Origin of the sequence: Staphylococcus sp. HMSC14D10 (assembly GCF_001808125.1) — a bacterium.
GTDB classification, from domain to species: Bacteria; Bacillota; Bacilli; order Staphylococcales; family Staphylococcaceae; genus Staphylococcus; species Staphylococcus haemolyticus.
This window is the reverse complement of the sequence record NZ_KV792276.1, coordinates 1-20,486: the sequence shown is the minus strand read 5'-3', so window position 1 is coordinate 20,486 and position 20,486 is coordinate 1. Positions and strand designations below refer to the sequence as shown.

The following is a 20,486-nucleotide window of genomic DNA, read 5'->3' as shown; positions in this document are numbered from 1 at the left end:
CTGGCTATTTCTCTAGGGTTTATGTCCCAGACTCATTTTCTTGATATAGTACAACTTAGTGTTTAATGTAAAATTATTATTATATCCTTTTTCTGTCCTTTCCCTAAAATTCAAAGCAAAAAAGTAACCCCATAAGCCTTAAGCCTACGGGGTTTAACCAATACTTATATATTAGTTTTCGTCTTTAACATATGGTAATAAAGCCATATGACGAGCACGTTTGATAGCTGTAGTCAACATACGTTGATATTTAGCTGAAGTACCAGTTACACGACGTGGTAAAATTTTACCGCGTTCTGAGATAAAACGTTTTAATAATTCAGTGTCTTTATAGTCAATGTGTGTAATACCATTTGCTGTGAAATAGCATACTTTTTTACGACGACGTCCGCCTCTTCTTGGTCCACCTGCCATGGTTAATTACCTCCTTTGGAATATTTTTTTATACGTTCATTTTGTTATTAGAATGGTAAGTCATCATCACTAATATCAATCGGTCCGTTTGCGTTTGCAAATGGATTATCAGATTGTTTATTATTTGATGAATTATTGTTATTGTAAGACGTATTTTGTCCTGATTGTTGACCACCAAATCCTTGACCGTAGTCTTGGAAATCATTGTTATTACTTTGATTACGTTGGCCACCTTGAGCATTTTTAGGTTCAAGGAATTGAACACTATCTGCTACAACTTCAGTAACAAAGATACGACGACCTTCTTGATTTTCATAACTGCGTGATTGTATGCGACCATCAACGCCAGCTAGACTACCTTTGAATAAATAATTATTCACATTCTCTGCTTGTCTTCTAAATACAACAACATTGATGAAGTCAGCTTCGCGTTCCCCTTGAGCATTCGTGAAAGTACGATTAACTGCTAGAGTAAATGTCGCTACACTTACGCCTGAGGGAGTGGTTCTGTATTCTGGATCTTTAGTTAAACGACCTACTAATACAACTCTGTTTATCATTAAAACGCCCCCATCAATTTATTACTTATCTTGGTCTTCACGGATAACGATATAACGGATGATATCGTCACTGATTTTAGCTAAACGTTGGAATTCGTCTGTGGCTCTGTTGTTATCAGTTTTAATGCGTACGATGTTATAGAAACCTTCTTTGAAATCTTCAATTTCATAAGCAAGACGGCGTTTACCCCAGTCTTTTTCTTCTAAAACTTCTGATCCTTCTGAAGCTAAGATACCGTTGAAGCGTTCAACAACTGCTTTTTTAGCATCTTCTTCAATGTTTGGACGTACGACATACATAATTTCATATGTTCTCATTTTATACTTGCACCTCCTTGTGGTCTATGCGGCCTATCGAATACTAACGATAAGCAAGGAATAATTTTCATTACTCACAATCAAGAATTATAGCACAGAGTATTACTTTTTACAATATATTTTATTCAGCATCAGTTCCGCTAATTTACATTGTTTATAATCTTATTTTTCAACATATGTGTCGTGTCAATTATAAAGTTGCGAATCATTAGTTTTTGTACTAACATCACAACTGCATTTTGCATATTAATATTATTTTTAAAAAATAAAATATCTAAAGGAGAGCTCAAATGTTCAAGAAAACAACATCATCTATTGCATGTTTAACTATTATGGCGACTTCTATAGGTGCGTTAAATGCAAACGCTTCTGAACAGACTGAAGGTAGCCAAAAAGGAACGATGGGGTATGGATATCAAAAATATCTAAAAAATCATCCCAATGAACAAAGCAACGCTACTAGTAACCGTTCAACCTTTTCAACAAAATCTAAAGCAATCACAACACAAAATGGCGATCGTGTGTTAGATATTTCAGAATGGCAAGGAAACTTAACGGATTCGCAAGTTAAACAACTAAAAAAAGATTATGATTTCATCATTATCAGAGGTCAATATGGTTCTGAATATGTTGATCAATGTTTGGAGAATAATTCAGCTTTATTAGATAAAAATAATATGAAATTCGGCGTCTATTCATATAGCCTGTATGAAAATGCTGATGATGCTCGAAATGAAGCTCAAACGCTTTATAGTCGTGCACCTAAAGCTTCATTCTATGTAAATGATTTTGAACAAAATTCAATCACTTCTGGTGATGCTGACACTGCTACAAAAGCTTGGGCTGATGAAATGAAACAACTTTCAGGGAATAAAAAAGTATTATTTTATTCTTATGAGAACTTTATGACCAACAACGTTCCGAATGCTGTAAGTGCCTATGATGGTTATTGGTTAGCAGCTTATCAAGAGCAAGAACCTAATAGAGAGAAAGTTTTATGGCAATACACAGATAGTTACTATGCCCCTGAACTAAACCAAAACGTTGATGCTAATTACATAGATGCGAATGTTACTGCTGATTGGTTTACTAGTTAAAAAATTTATACATAACACTTTATTTTTACGAACACTTGTTCTATAATATAGTCGAGGTGTAAAACATGCAATTAGATTTAGATTGGAATAAAGATTTTCAAGAATTTCAAGAAGTCTTAAATTGCGGTATCAATCCAGAATGGTTATATTGTGCGAAAGCCAATATGATTCTTGAACCTGCATACACTGGAGAAGGTAAACAGTTTTTTAGCACCAAAGATATTATTGAAGCAAGTAAAGTTATACCGTTCTTTTAAGATATAATGAAATAAACAATATAAAAAAAGCAATGTAAGTCTCCTGTCATTCAAGCCAAGCGAAACTTACATTGCTTTTTATTTTTTTATCAAATATTTAATTTTTACTATGCATATCGCTATAATAATTGGATGTGATTATTAAACGTTAAATCTAAAGTGAACGATATCGCCATCTTGCATAATATATTCTTTACCTTCTAAACGTTGTTTACCCGCTTCTTTAGCACCTTGTTCGCCGCCATGCTCAACATAGTCATCATAACTTGTCACTTCGGCACGGATAAATCCACGTTCAAAGTCAGTGTGAATAATACCTGCACATTGTGGTGCTGTCATACCTTGTCTGAACGTCCAAGCACGCACTTCTTGTACACCTGCAGTAAAGTATGTTGATAAACCTAATAAATCATATGTTGTTCTGATAAGTACGTCTAGTCCTGGTTCTTCAATGCCTAAATCTTCTAAGAACATTTCTCTATCTTCGTCATCTAATGTAGCGATTTCTTCTTCGATTTTTGCACTAATAACGATAACTTCAGAATCTTCTTTCGCTGCATATTCTCGAATTGCTTTTACTTTATCGTTATCTTCATCACCAATCTCGTCTTCTCCAACATTGGCAATATATAACATTTTCTTAGACGTTAGTAATTGTGCTTGGTTAACGTATCTTTGATCTTCTTCATTGAAGTCTAAGCTACGTACAGGATCGCCATTTTCAAGTGCTTCTTTGATTCTAGATAGAATTCTCATTTCCATTTCAGCAGTTTTATCTTTTTGACGCGCCATTTTTTCAATTCGAGGCAAACGTTTTTCAACTGATTCTAAGTCTGCTAATACTAATTCCATATTAATAACTTCAATATCGTCTAAAGGATTTACGCGTCCTGATACGTGCGTTACATTTTCATCATCAAATGCACGTACAACTTGGCAAATTGCATCTACTTCACGAATATGTGAAAGGAATTTGTTTCCTAAACCTTCACCTTTAGAAGCACCTTTAACAATACCTGCAATATCAGTAAACTCAAAAGTTGTAGGAATAGTTTTTTTAGGTTTAACCATTTCTGTTAATTTATTTAAACGTGAATCTGGCACCTCTACGATACCTACGTTTGGATCAATTGTTGCGAATGGATAGTTAGCGGCTAATGCTCCCGCTTTTGTTATTGCATTAAATAATGTAGATTTACCTACGTTCGGTAATCCTACGATTCCTGCTGTTAAAGCCATTAATCATTCTCCTAACCTTCAGTATCTTGATTTGATACTAATATTTTCTTTAATTTTTTATTGAACGTTTGACGTGGAATCATAATACTTCGTTGACAATTCTCACATTTGATGCGAATATCAGCACCCATACGAATAATTTTAAATCGATTAGTTCCACATGCATGTTGCTTTTTCATTTCTACTATATCATTTATTCCATAATTTGACGTCATGAAATTACCCCTCAATAATAATTAAGATTTGCCTTGTTGATTATTATTTTTAATATAAATTGGTTGTGGTAATTTAATACCTTCTTGAACAAATACTCTTTGAATTTCTTTACGTAATATTCTTGAGCCGGATGCCCCTTCACCTGGAATAGTTTCAGCAGATATTCTAAACGTTACTTTAGTTTCATCCAACGAATCAATACCTTCTACGACTGGATCAGTGATAAATAAGTAATATTTGCTACGCATTGCAGTAAATAGTTTATTTAGACGCTTTTCTACCTTGTCTAAGTTTTCTTCTACAGATACCGGAATTTCTACTATAGAGAAACCATTAGTAATAGAGAAATTAGTAATTTCTCCCATACTACCATTCGGTAAAATCGTTAATTCACCAGTGATTGTGTTAATTCGTGTTGATCTTAAGCCAATAGATTTTACTGTTCCTTCTGCTACTGTTGTACCACCGCTATTGATTTTAACATAGTCCCCAACATCAAATTGATTTTCAAATATAATAAAGAAACCAGTGATGATATCTTTAACAATCGTTTGAGCACCGAAACCAACAGCTAAACCGACAACACCGGCACTGGCGATGATACCTTCAACACTAATTCCAAATTTACTTAAGATAGTAGTAATCACAATGAACCAAACAATGTAGCTCACTACGTTTTGCACAAGCGAAATAAGCGTTCGAGAACGTTTCTTATTACCTTTGCTACTGCGATTTTGAATTTTAAATGCTTGTTCAATTACTTTGTTTAATATTGCTATGACGATAAGTGCAACAATAATATATATGATAATTAGTGCTATTTTAATAGCTAAATTTTCATATGTTTCTATTTTAGTTAAAGGTTCAAATAATGAAGACAATACATTTTTGACCTGATTCATGTAATAGTAACCTCCCTATTCAACTTTTCTATAATTAAATTATTATACTCATTTATTGCGCAATATGTATCCGTCTTAAGCTTTATTTTATTACTTATTTCCTTGGCAAAGCCTAAGATGTAACACATCTTAACTCACTCTTTCATAGAGTATCACTCTATCAATACGATTGATTACGTATCATACTTCGTCATTGAGTTTTTGAATGAGTCGTTTAAATTCTTCTTCTGTTTTGAATTCAAATGTTATTTTACCTATATTCTTGCTAGTTGAAATGTCTACTTTAGACCCAAACTTTTCTTTTAGTCGACGTTCTTGCTTTTGAATAAATATAGGTTTTATTTGCGTTGTTGCTTTGCTTTTTTTAGACTGCCCACCGTCTTGTAATTCATTTACAACCTGTTCAAGATATCTAACACTCCAATTTTCACGTATGGCTTGTTGGCTTATCTTTTTCATCATAGTGACATCTTTAATGCCTAACAACGTGCGTCCATGTGCACTAGATAACGCACCTTCTTTGACTTGATTCGAAATATCTTTGGGTAAATTTAGCAATCTTAGCATATTTGCGATATATGGTCGTGATTTGCCTAGTCGTTCCGCTACTTTTTGTTGTGTTAATCCTAAATCATTCATGAGGCGCTGGTAACTTTCAGCTTCTTCAATGGCATTGAGATCTTCTCTTTGTAAATTCTCGATAATTGCTAATTCCATCATGTCAGAATCGGACAATTCTTTAATAATGGCAGGTATCTCGGTTAACCCTGCTAATTGAGATGCTCTAAATCGTCTTTCGCCAACAACTATATAGTAGCCCTGTACAGTCTGACGCAATACAATGGGCTGTAATACACCATGAGTTTGTATTGACATTGCTAAATCACTTAATCTATCATCGTCAAATGTTTTACGAGGTTGATATGGATTGGCTTTAATTTTAGAAAGATCAATTTTTTGAATTTGTTCATTTTGACTTATCGCCAATCGCTCATCTTGATTATGACTCACTATTTTCACCCCTCTAAGCCATTATTAATATCGTATTTGGATCATTATCTAAGAACTCGTCTTTTGTAATCACAGCAAACCAACTTATTTTTACATTATAAATTCAATGGCACGCATTTTTTAGTACTTATTTATTTTAAAAAATATAGAATAGGTTTAACAAGTAAATTAGACAAATGAAATGAAAAAATTAAATTTTTTTATGTAGAAATATCGCTATATTATCAATACTTTAAGCGTTTTCTGAATTACCTTTATAATTTTAATTTTCAGAAAAGTTATTGACAAATGTAATTTAGGTCTGTAAGCTATGAATTAACTTAAAAAAACACAAATTACACACTGTAATAAGGAAAGTAGAACTTACACTGCTAATACAGAGAGTCTCCAAAGCTGAGAAGAGACATTGAAAGAAAGTTTGAAAATGGCCTTTGAGTGTTGATGCCAATACGAGGTGTCAACGGGTTCGCCCGTTATAGCGATACAGTATTAACATTTATTGTTTAATGGCGTACTGGAATTCTAGACGTCGCTAATCATCGTTAATACTCATTTACTTATAATCAAGTTAAATGAGTTTTTTAATGTGAACCTTTCATTCGCCTAAAGTGTCACATAACGATTAAATTAGCGTCCACTATCTCAGTACACTTTTATTCACAAAATGGCGTACTGTTTGAGGTTACTTTAGCAATAAAGTAATAAATAAAGGTGGTACCGCGAAACAGGCTTTCGTCCTTTACATCCGATGCATATCGGGTTTAAAGGACGGGAGCTTTTTTTATTGGACAAAAAATTGAATGGAGGATTTGACATGAAAGATACTCAATTAGCACAAATATCATTAACTAAAGATATTACTGGCGCAATAGCCAACCCTATCTATTTGTCTACTGCATATCAACATCCTCACCTTGGTCAGTCAACAGGCTATGATTATACAAGAACAAAGAATCCAACACGTTCTGCATTTGAAGAATCCTTTGCGAAATTAGAAGGAGGTATTGCTTCATTTGCCACTTCAAGTGGCATGGCTGCAGTACAACTCATATGTAACTTGTTTCAACCAGGTGATGAAATATTAGTCGCTTTCGACTTATATGGTGGTACATTTAGATTATTTGACTTTTATGAAAAACAATATGGTATCAAATTTAAATATGTTGATTTCCTAAATTATGAAGAAGTTGTTAACGCTATTACGCCCAATACAAAGGCACTTTTCATAGAACCTATTTCGAATCCACAAATGATCGAAATTGACGTTGACCCTTATTACATCTTAAGTCAACAGCATAATCTATTAACAATTATCGACAACACGTTTTTAACACCTTATTTATCAACGCCTTTAGAAGACGGTGCAGACATTGTACTCCATTCAGCAACTAAATATATTGGCGGTCACAATGATGTATTAGCTGGGGTTGTAACTGTTAAAGATGGATCATTAGCTGAGCAACTTGGACAATTGCATAACATGATTGGAGCAACATTGTCTCCTATCGATAGTTATTTATTACAACGTGGTTTAAAAACATTACATTTACGTATTGAACGGTCAGAGGCAAACGCTAAAAAGTTAGCCGAGCGATGTAAAGTTTCTAGTGCTATAGACGAAGTGCTGTACAGTGGTAAAACGGGCATGCTGAGTTTACGTCTAAATAAAGACTTTAGCGTTGCTAAATTTTTGGAAAATTTAGAAATCTGTATCTTCGCAGAAAGTCTAGGTGGAACAGAAACATTCATTACTTTCCCATACACACAAACGCATGTCGATATGCCGGATGAAGAAAAAGATAAACGTGGCATAGATGAACACCTTATACGCTTATCCATTGGTATTGAAGATTATAACGACATTGAGTCAGATATTTTACGAGCATTGGAGAATTCTAAAGTAGGAGTGATTTCATGAGCTTATCAAAAGAAACCGAAGTTATTTTTGATGAACACAGAGGTGTAGATTACGATTCAGCAAACCCACCACTTTATGACTCTTCAACATTTCATCAAAAGGTGCTTGGTGGCAATGCAAAATTTGATTATGCCAGAAGCGGCAATCCAAACCGCCAACTTCTTGAAGAGAAATTAGCGAAACTTGAAGGAGGACAATATGCATTTGCGTACGCCTCAGGTATCGCAGCAATTTCAGCGGTATTACTAACATTAAAAGCAAATGATCACGTCATTCTTCCTGATGATGTATACGGTGGTACATTCAGACTTACAGAACAAATTTTAAATCGCTTTGATATTCAATTTACGACTGTTAATGCTACACAACCTAAAGAAATTGAGCGTGCGATTCAGCCGAATACCAAACTCATCTACGTTGAAACACCATCCAATCCTTGTTTCAAAATTACAGATATACGTGCAGTAGCGGCGATTGCTAAACGTCATCACTTACTTTTAGCAGTAGATAACACATTTATGACACCGTTGGGTCAATCACCACTTGCACTTGGCGCTGATATTGTGGTTCATTCAGCTACTAAATTTTTAGGTGGCCACAGCGATATTATCGCAGGCGCTGCCATTACAAATCGTAAAGACGTCGCTGATGCATTATATCTTTTACAGAATGGTACGGGCACTGCATTGTCAGCGCATGATAGTTGGACATTAGCCAAACACTTAAAAACATTACCTGTGCGGTTTAAACAATCAACATCAAATGCGGAGAAACTTGTAGCATTTTTAAAAGAAAGAGAAGAAATTGCCGAAGTATATTATCCAGGAAACAGTTCATTACACTTATCACAGGCAAATAGCGGTGGTGCCGTGATTGGATTCCGATTAAAAGATGAAACGAAAACACAAGACTTTGTAGATGCTTTAACTTTACCCTTAGTTTCAGTAAGTCTTGGGGGTGTAGAAACGATATTATCTCATCCGGCCACAATGTCACATGCTGCTGTTCCTGAAGATGTTCGAAATGAACGTGGCATTACCTTTGGCTTATTCCGATTAAGCGTAGGTCTAGAACAACCTCAAGAATTAATTGCTGACCTCAACTACGCATTAAAGGAGGCTTTCAATGAGTCGATTATTGAATCAATTACAGAACAACGTTTTAGTAGCTGACGGTGCAATGGGAACAATTCTCTATTCAGAGGGTTTAGATACATGTCCAGAAGCTTATAACTTAACACATCCAGAAAAAGTAGAGTCTATACATCGTTCTTATATAGAGGCCGGTGCCGATATTATCCAGACCAACACGTATGGTGCTAACTTTGAAAAGCTAAGACGCTTTGGCTTGGAACATAAAGTAAAGGACATTCATAAGGCAGCTGTAGCCATCGCAAAACGTGCCGCACGACCTGATACTTTCATACTTGGCACAGTAGGTGGTTTCAGAAGTTTACAGCAAGAGGAATTGCCTTTGTCCACCATTCAGTATCACGCTGAAAATCAAATCGATACACTCGTTGAAGAAGGTGTCGATGGGTTATTATTCGAAACTTACTACGACTTAGAAGAACTGACAAATATTGTTACAACAACACGTCGTAAATACGATATACCTATCATCGCGCAATTGACCGCTTCAAATACGAATTACTTAGTCGATGGTACTGAAATCAATAAAGCTTTACAGCAATTAGTTGCTTGTGGCGCCAATGTTGTTGGATTAAATTGCCATCACGGTCCACACCATATGCAACGCTCATTTTCACATATTGAGTTACCAGAAACGGCTTACTTATCATGCTATCCAAACGCAAGTTTACTGGATATTGAGAATAGCGAATTTAAGTATAGCGATAATGCACAATATTTCGGAGATGTCGCACAAGAACTTATTAATGAGGGTGTGAGATTAATTGGAGGATGTTGTGGCACAACACCACAACACATTGCATATATCAAATCATCTGTAAAAGATTTAAAGCCTGTTAAAAATAAAAACGTCATTCCGATCAATCGTCAGACAAATCGAGCAGTCACACATACGTATAAACATAATTTAACAACAAAAGTTAAAAACGGACCAACAGTTATTGTCGAACTCGATACACCTAAACATTTAGATACAGATCTCTTCTTTGAGAATATTGGCAAACTTGACGAAGCGAACATTGATGCTGTTACCCTCGCTGACAATTCACTTGCTACTGTACGTGTTAGCAATATCGCTGCAGCGAGCATCATACGCCAACGTTATAACATTGAACCCCTCGTGCATATTACATGTCGAGATCGTAATTTGATTGGCTTGCAATCACACTTACTTGGCTTATCGCTTATTGGCGTTAATGAAATTTTAGCGATTACAGGTGACCCTTCAAAAGTAGGCCACCTACCCGGTGCCACGAATGTCTACGACATAAATTCAAAAGGATTAACCGAATTAGCATTAAGATTCAATCAAGGTATTAATACTGATGGTGATGCGCTGAAGAAACATACAAACTTCAACATCGCTGGTGCATTTGACCCTAATGTACGCAAACTTGACGGTGCAGTAAAACGCCTTGAGAAAAAAGTAGCTGCCGGTATGAATTACTTCATTACACAACCTGTGTATAGCAAAGAAAAAATTAAAGAAGTATATGAGGCGACGAAACATCTTAATGTCCCTCTATTTATAGGTATCATGCCTATCGCAAGCTATAACAACGCACTTTTCCTACATAACGAAGTGCCTGGTATTAAAATGTCTGAAGACGTATTAAGCCAATTTAAAGCAGTAAAAGATGATAAAGAAAAAACAAAAGCATTAAGTTTGAGACTTTCTAAAGAATTGATTGATACAGTGCATGAGTATTTCAATGGTTTATATATTATCACACCATTCCAACGTATCGATTATTCATTAGAACTCGCAGCATATTCTAAAGCAATTACCCAAAACAAGGAGGCAATATCATGACAACAATTACAACTTCAAATTTAGGATTCCCAAGATTAGGTAGAAAAAGAGAATGGAAAAAAGCCATCGAAAGCTATTGGGCTAAAAAAATCGATAAAGCAGAATTAGATCAAAAGATAAGTGACCTACATAGAGAAAATTTACTATTACAAAAGCACTATAATTTAGACAGTGTACCTGTCGGCGACTTCTCATTGTATGATCACATTCTCGATACATCATTATTATTCAACATCATCCCTGAACGTTTCCAAGGTCGCGAAGTTAACGATGATTTATTATTCGATATTGCTCGTGGTAATAAAGAACATGTCGCGAGTGCATTAATTAAATGGTTCAACACAAATTACCACTATATTGTTCCTGAATGGGATAATGTTGAACCTAAAGTAAATCACAACGTTTTATTAGATCGTTTTAACTATGCGAAATCCCTTAACGTTAATGCACACCCTGTGATTGTAGGACCTATTACTTTTGTGAAACTGTCTAAAGGTGGTCATCAATCATTCGAAGAGAAAGTTCAAACACTATTACCATTATATAAAGAAGTGCTTCAAGCATTAGTTGACGCTGGTGCAGAGTATATCCAAGTTGATGAACCAGTATTAGTTACTGATGAAAGCGAAGCTTATGAAGCTATTACTAGAGAAGCTTATGACTACTTTGATAAAGCAGGTTTAGCTGACAAATTAGTCATTCAAACTTACTTCGAACGTGCCAATGTTAAATTCTTAAGTTCATTACCAGTTGGTGGTTTAGGATTAGACTTTGTACACGACAACGGTTATAACTTAAAACAAATTGAATCAGGTGACTTCGATTCATCTAAAACATTATATGCAGGTATTATTGATGGCCGTAACGTGTGGGCTGCAGATATCGAAGCTAAGAAAAAATTAATCGAAACGTTACAAGGACACGCAAAACATATCGTTATCCAACCTTCATCATCTTTATTACACGTTCCAGTATCATTAGATGATGAAACTTTAGAGCAATCAATCGAAGAAGGTTTAAGTTTTGCCACTGAAAAGTTAGATGAATTAGACGCGCTACGTCGACTATTTAACCAGAACGACAGCGCAAAATATGACAAATTAAAAGCACGTTATGAACGTTTCCAAAGTCAGTCATTCAAAAACTTAGAGTATGATTTTGACAGTGTACCGACAAGCCGTAAATCACCTTTCCCTGAGCGTAAAAAAGCACAAGACGCACGCTTACACTTACCTGACTTACCAACAACAACAATTGGTTCATTCCCACAAACACAGGAAGTACGTAAATATCGTGCCGATTGGAAAAACAAACGTATCTCAGATGAAGCCTATAACAACTTCTTAGAAAGTGAAATTGCACGTTGGATTAAAATCCAAGAAGATATTGGTTTAGATGTATTAGTGCATGGTGAATTCGAACGTAATGACATGGTTGAATTCTTTGGAGAGAAACTTCAAGGTTTCTTAGTAACAAAATTTGGATGGGTACAATCATATGGTTCACGCGCAGTTAAACCACCAGTGATTTACGGAGATGTAAAATGGACTGAACCATTAACAGTCAAAGAAACAGTATATGCACAAAGCTTAACTGACAAACCAGTTAAAGGTATGCTAACTGGTCCTGTAACTATCTTGAACTGGTCATTCGAACGTGTAGATGTACCACGTAAAGTCGTTCAAGACCAAATCGCTTTAGCCATTGACGAAGAAGTATTAGCGCTAGAAGAAGCGGGTATAAAAGTAATCCAAGTCGATGAACCTGCACTACGTGAAGGTTTACCATTACGTTCTGAATACCATGAACAATATCTTGCAGATGCAGTAAATTCATTCAAATTAGCAACATCTTCAGTACAAGATGAAACGCAAATTCATACGCATATGTGTTATTCTCAATTTGGTCAAATCATCCATGCTATCCATGAATTAGATGCTGATGTAATTTCTATTGAAACATCACGTAGCCACGGTGATTTAATCAAAGATTTTGAAGATATTAACTACGATTTAGGTATTGGCTTAGGTGTTTATGATATTCATAGTCCACGTATCCCTACTGAGGATGAAATCGCTACAGCAATCGATCGTTCTTTACAACAAATTGACCGTTCACTTTTCTGGGTTAACCCAGACTGCGGCTTAAAAACACGTAAAGAAGATGAAGTAAAAGATGCTCTAACTGTACTTGTAAATACAGTTCGTAAAAAACGTGCATCAAATAACCAAAACAAACCCGCGTAGGAGGGAGCAGGGAGCCGTACAGAAATCACTTGTGATTTCGTCGTACGGCCCCGGCACAGATGACTAGAACTGAAGCGAGCTTTTCCTAAAGCGATGAGTCGGTTCAGTCAGCCACTGCCATAATCAACATAGAATAACAATTGGAGGTGTTTTACATGCCAAACTATCCATTATGGGATCAACTAAATCAACTGAAAGAAGCAACTTGGGTGGATTTAACACATACCTTTGACCTGGAAATACCTCGCTTTAGTGAATTTGAAAAAGGTGAAGTTTCTACTCTTTTCACAGTCAAAGAGCACGGCTTTTACGTGCAACGTTGGAATATTGTCACTCAATATGGTACACACATTGATGCCCCTATTCACTTTGTTGAGAATAAACGTTACTTGGAAGATTTAGACTTAAAAGAATTAGTATTGCCCCTTATCGTTTTAGACTTTTCAAAAGAAGCTGCAGAAAATGCTGACTTCATCGTCACACGTGACCATTTAGAGGCATGGGAAGCTAAAAACGGACGTATTGAAGAAGGCACGTTTGTAGCATTACGTACAGATTGGTCAAAACGTTGGCCAGATATTGAACAATTTGAAAATAAAGATGCTGAAGGTAATCAACATTTACCGGGTTGGGGATTAGACGCCTTGAAGTTCTTAATCGAAGAACGTGGCGTAAAATCAATTGGCCACGAAACATTCGACACAGATGCGTCGGTAGATACTGCAAGAAATGGAGATATTGTTGGAGAACGCTATATTCTTGGACAAGACACATTCCAACTTGAATTGTTAACGAATTTAGACCAATTACCAACGCGTGGTGCAGTCATTTACGCGATTAGTCCGAAACCGAAAGACGCACCTGGTTTCCCAGTACGTGCATTTGCGATTAAACCTTAAACAATGACACTTTTTAGGCTTGATATTGAGCAATCAAAGCCATAACTTTCCTAATATTAATAAAAATCCTGCCACATCAACCGTTACGTGTAAGTGCCGGTATATGGCAGGATTATTTTATTGATACGTTTTTATAATATTGATAATGTCTTCGTGAATATCTGGATGCGCAATAATTGCACCTTTAACATGATTTAAATCGATAGCGTTGCCTTGAATGTCTGTCACAATTAGTCCTAACTCTTTCGCATATAATAATTGCGCACTCATATCCCACAGGTTTGCGCCCATATCGATACTTGCTCCGAAATCCCCTGTAATTGTTCGCAACGCACCAATGCCACCAGCACCAATAAATCGAAAGCCATGCGATTTTGAAATCAATGCCTTTAATAACTCGGAACGCGCACGTTTTGGATCAATAGAAATCAAAGCATCGTTGAGATGATGATACTTGTCTACATGAAGTGGCACACCATTAATCGTCACACCTTGACCTTGAACAGCTTTATATAATTTCTGTTGATAAAATTCATATGTATAGGCTAGTAAAGGCTCGCCATCGTAGAATAAACATACAATTAAACAATAATCTTTACCTTGCTTAACAAGATTGGTTGTTCCATCAATGGGATCTATCGCCCAAGCATAGCCACGATACATATCTACTTCACTGTTACTTTTTTCCTCACCCATAATCTGATGTTCTGGGTAATTCTCTTCGATAAACTTAGTAAAATCAGCTTGAACTTCCTTGTCGATATTCGTCACTAAATCTAAATCATGCTTCTTTGTTTCAACAGCCACATCATTCAACATCATATCAACCTTACGTGCAATCTGTGCTATCCATGCTTCAATACGACAATCAATCTCTTGAATTGCGCACACGCCCTTCTCACCTCTCTATTTTAAAAAACTTATCTGATTGGCATTCTCCACTATCTATATGTCAGAAAGTCTATCCTACCGCAATTTGAACACTTTAATCATACATAACAATATTAAGTAAGTAAAATGACTTTATTTGAGTTCCGCTTTATGAAATCAGTTGTTTAATGTAAAATGACTATAAATTGTATTTTAGGAGGTGTCGAAATGTTTCTTATAGCATTTTGTTGCAGATTTCTACAAATCATTCGCAACAAATTTTCGATTGTAATTTCAAAATTGGTGAAGTATGTCTTTTTTGAAGTTATTAATCGCTCTATAAGGAACGGACACTAACATTTCCTTCCTTATAGATAATATGGAGGAAGGAAATTGAATATATTAAATGCTACGGATGTTACTAAAAAGTTTCTTGATGAAACATTATTCGACAATGTTAAGCTAACCCTCAATTCTGGTGACACTATTGGCTTAGTCGGTCGAAATGGTGAAGGAAAAACAACATTATTAAGACTTCTATGTGGGTCAGAATCTCCCACGACAGGTATTATAAGCTGGAAAAAAATATAAAAATTGGTTATTTAGATCAAATTCCTAATTATGCTGATAATGAAAAAGTTTATACTTGTTTAAAATCAGTATTCGGCGAATTAAACATCATCTCTGAACAACTTAAATTATTAGAAGAAAAAATGAGTATGGATGTGAATGATATAGATGAATTAATGCTTCGCTATGGGAATTTGCAGTCATATTATGAGGAACATGGCGGCTATGAAATAGATGCTAAAATACGTAGAGTAGCCAGTGGCTTAAATATAACTCATTTACTTGAATCACAGTGGAAAGATTTATCTGGTGGAGAACGAACAAAAGTAGGTATCGCTCAGATATTAATTAAGCCGACAGATTTATTACTCTTAGACGAACCAACGAATCATCTTGATTTCAAATCTATTGAATGGTTAACCAATTATATAAAAAATTATCACGGCGCTACAGTAGTTGTCTCACACGATCGCTATTTTTTAGATGAAACAGTAAATCAAATTATAGAAATCGATCAAAAAAATCTATATCCATATAATGGCAACTACTCATATTTTGTAGAAGAACGCGAAAAAAGATTATTAATTGAATTCGAAGCATATAAAACACAGCAAAAGAAAATAAAAAAATTGAAAGCGTCTATAAAACAATTAAGAATGTGGGCCAGCCAATCTAACCCTCCCAATGCTGCCATGTATCGTCGAGCTAAAAGCATGGAAAAATCATTAAATCGCATTAAACGTTTGGATAAACCAATTCTCAACTCAAAAAATATGAAGATGGAATTAGAAGATGCTACACGCGTTTCTAACAGAGTCATAGAGATGGAAGATGTCACTAAAACGTATGATAAGTTATTATTTGAAAAAGTGAATATGTTGGTTAGAAGAGGCGAGCATATAGCTATAATTGGAGATAATGGTACTGGAAAATCTACCTTATTGAAAATTATTTTAGGAGTCGTTTCAATTGATAACGGTACTATTAAAACGGCAAACAACTTAAAAATAGGTTATCTTTCACAACATGAATTTGAGAATGATGCTGATAACAACACCGTATTAAATAAGTTTCGTGAAGAGGTAAATGTGTCAGAAGCGGAAGCCCGACATATTTTAGCTGACTTTATGTTTTATGGGAAAGATGTTTTTAAAAAAGTTGGTGATTTAAGTGGTGGCGAAAAAATAAGACTGAGATGGGCTCAAATTGTACACACTGATTATAACTTACTCATTTTGGATGAACCCACTAATCATTTAGATATAGAAGCAAAAGAAATCATTGAAGACGCACTATTAAATTATGAAGGTTCAATTATTACGGTTTCACATGACATCTATTTTCTCAATAAATTATTTAACACTACTTATTTATTAAAAAACAAATCTTTAAAGAAATTCGAAGGTAATTATAACTATATTAAAGAAAAAGAATATTTATAAATAACTCATCATTCATACGATTAAAGGGATAGTTGATAATCAGCTATCCTTTTTCCTATATTTTAAAACTTTGCATATCAAATCCATGAAACCAATATGCGCTATTCGCTAAATAAAACTAGCACTTTAATCGTAATGCTTATAACTCCTATTTAACGGGTAGACGCTTAATAGTCAATCCTTTAAACATGTGGGAGGAAACACAAATGAGTACTAAAACAGTCTATGATGTGATTGATACTGGTGTGAACTACTTACTGTCAGTTTATGATAGTTGGAACATTGAGGACGTATTAGATAAAGAAAATGATGTTTTTCCCAATACATTACATTGGCAATTTGGACATGTTTTAACTATTTTCGATTCTGCTTTATCAATGGGCGGTCAAAATGCCGTTGATATCGAAACGTATACTAAATTATTTGGTTATGGTTCTAGTCCTGCAAATTGGGAGGGACAAGACATACCATCAATTGAATCGATTAAAGAGGACTTAAAAACAATTCCAGATCGTGCTCGTCAACTTACTGATGAACAACTATCACAAGAACTTGAACAACCGATTGCTGGCTGCAAAACACTTAACGAATTATTAGTGTTAAATGCCATTCACGTCCCATTACATGCAGGTAAAATTGAAGAAATGGCTCGTGTGCTTAAACAGGCCAAGTAATCCAAGTTTCATAATAAATACTTTGAGGGGATAAATATGAATATTATTGCGAATAGCATCTTTGTAGATAATCAAGAAGAAGCTTTACAATTTTATACAGACATTTTAGGCTTTAAAAAGAAAATAGATGAACCTGTAGGCGAAGGATTTAGATGGCTTACTTTAGTATCTCCGAATCAACCAGATGGTGCTCAATTGGTCTTAGAACCAAATGGCAACCCTATTGCAGGTGATTATCAACAACGTCTATTCGAAGCCAACATACCTATTACGATGTTCGGCGTAGAAAATGTACAACAAACCTATGATGCATTAACGCAAAAAGGCGTTCACTTTACCGTTGAACCGACTACAATGGGTAGCGCTAAAATGGCCATTTTTGATGATACTTGCGGTAATTTAATTCAAATAGTAGAACAATAAAGAATGAAACGCTTAACATAGTTTATTACTACAAACTGTTAAGCGTTTTTTATAAGCTTCTACTTATCACTCTTCTTTAACATCCCCATATTCTTCTCTTAATAGACTATACACATAACTATCTGAGAGCGCTCCACGTAGACGTTCACTATCTCTCAACACGCCCTCTTGCGTAAAACCAAGTCGCTCAGGTATGGCCCTGCTTTTCGGATTGCGCGTCGACATTTGAATTTCCACACGATTTACATCAAATTCTTCGTACACATAGCGAATCAACGCCTTTGTGCATGCTGTCATAATCCCTTTTTTCTGAAAGTGCTCTGCCAAATAGTAACCGATAGACGTTCGTTTGTTAACAAGATCTAAATAATGCAAGCCGATGACTCCTACAAGTTCCTTGTCATACCATCATATGCCGCAACGAAATCCATATCCGCATCAGTGCGGTTTTTAAATACAACTCCTCATTTCTTATTCGCGTGTAAACTGTTGCAATAGTGAATAGATAAAATTTTTACTATCTTCAACCTTCTTTATTTATTCAACAAAAGGTAGAAATTCTGATAGATACTTACGATTACTATCTATTAATTTAAATAGTTATTCTGCTTCACTTCTCGTTCTCCAAATATTTTTAATTTCAAAAGTTCATTAATTTGATATCTAAATATAATTAGAATCTCCTATATTTTTTAAAACATGAAAGAAATTATAACCAAAGCAACATATTACACAATTCAAAGGTATAAACTTATTACATGTTTGTAAAATTTTAAACTTATTCATTATTCTTTTAACTATATATGTTAAGCTTTTATACATCTACTTTATTAAATTTGAAAGGAGTTAAATACATGGAAAACAAATCTAAACAGTTTTCAAATGTATTTATTTTTGCTTCAGTTACTGTAGGGTTACTGGTAATTATTGGAGCCATCTTCCCTAATCAATTTGGTTCAATTTCAGGAGCAATCGGAAGTTTTATTACAGAAACGTTTGGTTGGTACTATATGCTACTTATTAGCATTATTCTGATATTTTGTATCACACTTATTTTTCATCCAATTGGAAAGCTTAAGTTAGGAAAACCAGATGATAAACCAGAATTTAATACCATTTCATGGTTAACAATGCTATTTAGTGCAGGTATGGGTATTGGACTTGTATTCTATGGATCTTCTGAGCCCATTTCACATTATCTATCGCCGCCAACAGCGAGTAAAGAAACAGAAGCTGCTCTAGCTGAAGCCATGCGTTCAAGTTTCTTACATTATGGACTACATCCTTGGGCAGTTTACGGTATTGTTGCTTTGGCTCTTGCATATACACAGTTTAGAAAAAATGACTTAGGACTCATTTCTCGTACATTACGTCCTATTTTCGGAAATAAAGTAGAAGGTCCATTAGGTACTGTTATAGATGTTCTAGCTGTTTTTGCTACTATTATTGGGGTGGCAGTGTCACTTGGTGTTGGCGCCATGCAAATTAACGGTGGTTTAAATTATTTATTTGGAGTGCCAAACAATAAGCTTATTCAAGGCATTATTATTCTTATTGTTACAGTTTTATTCTTAATTAGTGCTTGGAGTGGCTTAAGCAAAGGTATTCAGTATTTAAGTAATTTAAATATGCTTTTAGCTGCGATGTTACTTATTATTATTCTAATTGTAGGTCCTACAATTTTAATTATGAATATGTTTACATCCTCAATTGGTGAATATTTGAATACACTTATTTTTAATAGCTTTGATGTTGCTCCACTTAACTCACAAAAACATGAATGGTTACAGTCATGGACGATTTATTATTGGGGCTGGTGGATGAGTTGGGCACCATTTGTAGGTATTTTCATTGCACGTATTTCAAAAGGTCGTTCGATTCGTGAATTCGTTATAGCAGTATTAGGCGTTCCTACAATTATTAGTATGCTATGGTTTACAGCCTTTGGTATTACTGGTATTGAAATTGGTAAGCAATCTAAACATATCTTTAGTATGCCACCTGAAACACAATTATTTGGTATTTTCAATGAGATGCCTATGGGTACAATTTTATCGTTTATCGCTATTATCTTAGTAGGCTCGTTCTTTATTACATCCGCAGACTCAGCTACATTTGTATTAGGTATGCAAACATCATTTGGACGTTTAAATCCATCCGGTTTTGTTAAGATTGTTTGGGGAGTCATGTTATCAGCGATTGCCTACGTACTTTTACTATCTGGTGGATCGACAGGTCTAGATGCTCTGCAATCAGCTGCTATTATTTCAGCATTACCATTTAGTTTTGTTGTTATTTTAATGATGATTTCATTTTTCAAAGATGCAAATCAAGAAAGAAAATTCTTAGGTTTAACCTTACAACCTGATCATCAACGTAAAAAGAACTATATTAAAAATAACACAAACCAACAATCTAAAATTAAATAGGACAAAGAGTCTGGGACATAAACCCTAGAGAAATAGC

The 20,486-nt window shown here is 34.9% G+C and carries 18 protein-coding genes, 2 pseudogenes and 1 other annotated feature; of the genes and pseudogenes, 11 read left to right on the top strand and 9 right to left on the bottom strand.

The genetic code is table 11. The features are described 5' to 3' along the window. Window positions 1-171 precede the first annotated feature (171 nt). Genes rpsR through rpsF form a run of 3 tightly spaced genes read right to left on the bottom strand, consistent with a single transcriptional unit; the run spans window position 172 to window position 1,292 of the window. A complete protein-coding gene (rpsR, locus tag HMPREF3134_RS11420) occupies window positions 172-414 on the bottom strand; it encodes a 30S ribosomal protein S18 (RefSeq protein ID WP_002447994.1) in 243 nt (80 codons plus the stop codon). Window positions 415-461: 47 nt separating this feature from the next. Further along, window positions 462-974 (bottom strand): single-stranded DNA-binding protein, encoded by a 513-nt coding sequence (ssb, locus tag HMPREF3134_RS11415; protein ID WP_011276866.1) that lies wholly within the window; start codon window positions 972-974, stop codon window positions 462-464. Between the two features lie 21 nt (window positions 975-995). After that, the gene (rpsF, locus tag HMPREF3134_RS11410; protein ID WP_011276867.1) at window positions 996-1,292 is read right to left on the bottom strand and encodes a 30S ribosomal protein S6; all 297 of its coding nucleotides are present in this window, start codon (window positions 1,290-1,292) and stop codon (window positions 996-998) included. 290 nt (window positions 1,293-1,582) lie between these two features. On the opposite strand from rpsF, the gene HMPREF3134_RS11405 reads away from it, so the two are divergent. Both HMPREF3134_RS11405 and HMPREF3134_RS11400 read left to right on the top strand, forming a co-directional pair. After that, the gene (locus HMPREF3134_RS11405) at window positions 1,583-2,389 is read left to right on the top strand and encodes a glycoside hydrolase family 25 protein (RefSeq protein ID WP_011276868.1); all 807 of its coding nucleotides are present in this window, start codon (window positions 1,583-1,585) and stop codon (window positions 2,387-2,389) included. A gap of 65 nt (window positions 2,390-2,454) precedes the next feature. Next, entirely contained in the window at window positions 2,455-2,646 is a 192-nt protein-coding gene (locus HMPREF3134_RS11400; protein ID WP_011276869.1) for a hypothetical protein, read from the top strand. Between the two features lie 141 nt (window positions 2,647-2,787). Here HMPREF3134_RS11400 and ychF read toward each other — a convergent pair whose 3' ends face one another. From ychF to HMPREF3134_RS11380, 4 genes are all read right to left on the bottom strand, one after another. Continuing rightward, window positions 2,788-3,885: a redox-regulated ATPase YchF gene (gene ychF / locus HMPREF3134_RS11395; RefSeq protein ID WP_011276870.1), complete on the bottom strand. Its 1,098-nt coding sequence runs from the start codon at window positions 3,883-3,885 to the stop codon at window positions 2,788-2,790. 11 nt (window positions 3,886-3,896) lie between these two features. Beyond that, window positions 3,897-4,100, bottom strand: coding sequence for a DUF951 domain-containing protein (locus HMPREF3134_RS11390; RefSeq protein WP_011276871.1), 204 nt, complete (start codon window positions 4,098-4,100; stop codon window positions 3,897-3,899). A gap of 21 nt (window positions 4,101-4,121) precedes the next feature. After that, the gene (locus HMPREF3134_RS11385) at window positions 4,122-5,003 is read right to left on the bottom strand and encodes a mechanosensitive ion channel family protein (protein ID WP_011276872.1); all 882 of its coding nucleotides are present in this window, start codon (window positions 5,001-5,003) and stop codon (window positions 4,122-4,124) included. 180 nt (window positions 5,004-5,183) lie between these two features. Continuing rightward, window positions 5,184-6,014, bottom strand: coding sequence for a ParB/RepB/Spo0J family partition protein (locus HMPREF3134_RS11380; RefSeq protein ID WP_011276873.1), 831 nt, complete (start codon window positions 6,012-6,014; stop codon window positions 5,184-5,186). Between the two features lie 335 nt (window positions 6,015-6,349). Then, window positions 6,350-6,757, top strand: a binding site (T-box leader). A 71-nt stretch (window positions 6,758-6,828) separates the two neighbouring features. Between HMPREF3134_RS11380 and HMPREF3134_RS11375 the strand changes: the two genes are divergently transcribed. The 5 genes from HMPREF3134_RS11375 (at window position 6,829) to HMPREF3134_RS11355 (ending at window position 14,041) form a co-directional block, all read left to right on the top strand. Beyond that, complete coding sequence (locus tag HMPREF3134_RS11375) at window positions 6,829-7,932, top strand: PLP-dependent transferase (RefSeq protein WP_011276874.1); 1,104 nt, start codon at window positions 6,829-6,831, stop codon at window positions 7,930-7,932. Next, window positions 7,929-9,104 carry a cystathionine beta-lyase MetC gene (gene metC, locus HMPREF3134_RS11370; RefSeq protein ID WP_011276875.1) on the top strand — a complete coding sequence of 392 codons (1,176 nt, stop codon included), beginning with the start codon at window positions 7,929-7,931 and terminating at the stop codon, window positions 9,102-9,104. The genes HMPREF3134_RS11375 and metC overlap by 4 nt, the downstream gene beginning before the upstream one ends. After that, a complete protein-coding gene (locus HMPREF3134_RS11365) occupies window positions 9,058-10,896 on the top strand; it encodes a bifunctional homocysteine S-methyltransferase/methylenetetrahydrofolate reductase (protein WP_070443010.1) in 1,839 nt (612 codons plus the stop codon). The genes metC and HMPREF3134_RS11365 overlap by 47 nt, the downstream gene beginning before the upstream one ends. Then, entirely contained in the window at window positions 10,893-13,142 is a 2,250-nt protein-coding gene (gene metE, locus HMPREF3134_RS11360) for a 5-methyltetrahydropteroyltriglutamate--homocysteine S-methyltransferase (RefSeq protein ID WP_011276877.1), read from the top strand. Before HMPREF3134_RS11365 ends, metE begins: the two co-directional genes overlap by 4 nt. A 155-nt stretch (window positions 13,143-13,297) precedes the next feature. Beyond that, entirely contained in the window at window positions 13,298-14,041 is a 744-nt protein-coding gene (locus HMPREF3134_RS11355) for a cyclase family protein (protein ID WP_011276878.1), read from the top strand. A 117-nt stretch (window positions 14,042-14,158) separates the two neighbouring features. Here the strand turns inward: HMPREF3134_RS11355 and HMPREF3134_RS11350 are convergent, their stop codons facing one another. Beyond that, on the bottom strand, window positions 14,159-14,932 hold the full coding sequence (locus HMPREF3134_RS11350; protein WP_011276879.1) for an inositol monophosphatase family protein: 774 nt from the start codon (window positions 14,930-14,932) through the stop codon (window positions 14,159-14,161). A gap of 372 nt (window positions 14,933-15,304) precedes the next feature. On the opposite strand from HMPREF3134_RS11350, the pseudogene abc-f reads away from it, so the two are divergent. From abc-f to HMPREF3134_RS11335, 3 genes and pseudogenes are all read left to right on the top strand, one after another. Next, window positions 15,305-16,923, top strand: a pseudogene (abc-f, locus tag HMPREF3134_RS11345) (ribosomal protection-like ABC-F family protein). A gap of 206 nt (window positions 16,924-17,129) precedes the next feature. Continuing rightward, window positions 17,130-17,597, top strand: coding sequence for a bacillithiol transferase BstA (locus HMPREF3134_RS11340; RefSeq protein WP_033079916.1), 468 nt, complete (start codon window positions 17,130-17,132; stop codon window positions 17,595-17,597). Between the two features lie 36 nt (window positions 17,598-17,633). Continuing rightward, window positions 17,634-18,020: a VOC family protein gene (locus HMPREF3134_RS11335; protein WP_033079917.1), complete on the top strand. Its 387-nt coding sequence runs from the start codon at window positions 17,634-17,636 to the stop codon at window positions 18,018-18,020. Window positions 18,021-18,086: 66 nt separating this feature from the next. Here HMPREF3134_RS11335 and HMPREF3134_RS11330 read toward each other — a convergent pair. After that, window positions 18,087-18,691, bottom strand: a pseudogene (locus tag HMPREF3134_RS11330) (GNAT family N-acetyltransferase). 183 nt (window positions 18,692-18,874) lie between these two features. Here HMPREF3134_RS11330 and HMPREF3134_RS11325 point away from each other — a divergent pair. Next, a complete protein-coding gene (locus HMPREF3134_RS11325; protein WP_070443009.1) occupies window positions 18,875-20,449 on the top strand; it encodes a BCCT family transporter in 1,575 nt (524 codons plus the stop codon). Window positions 20,450-20,486: the final 37 nt, after the last annotated feature.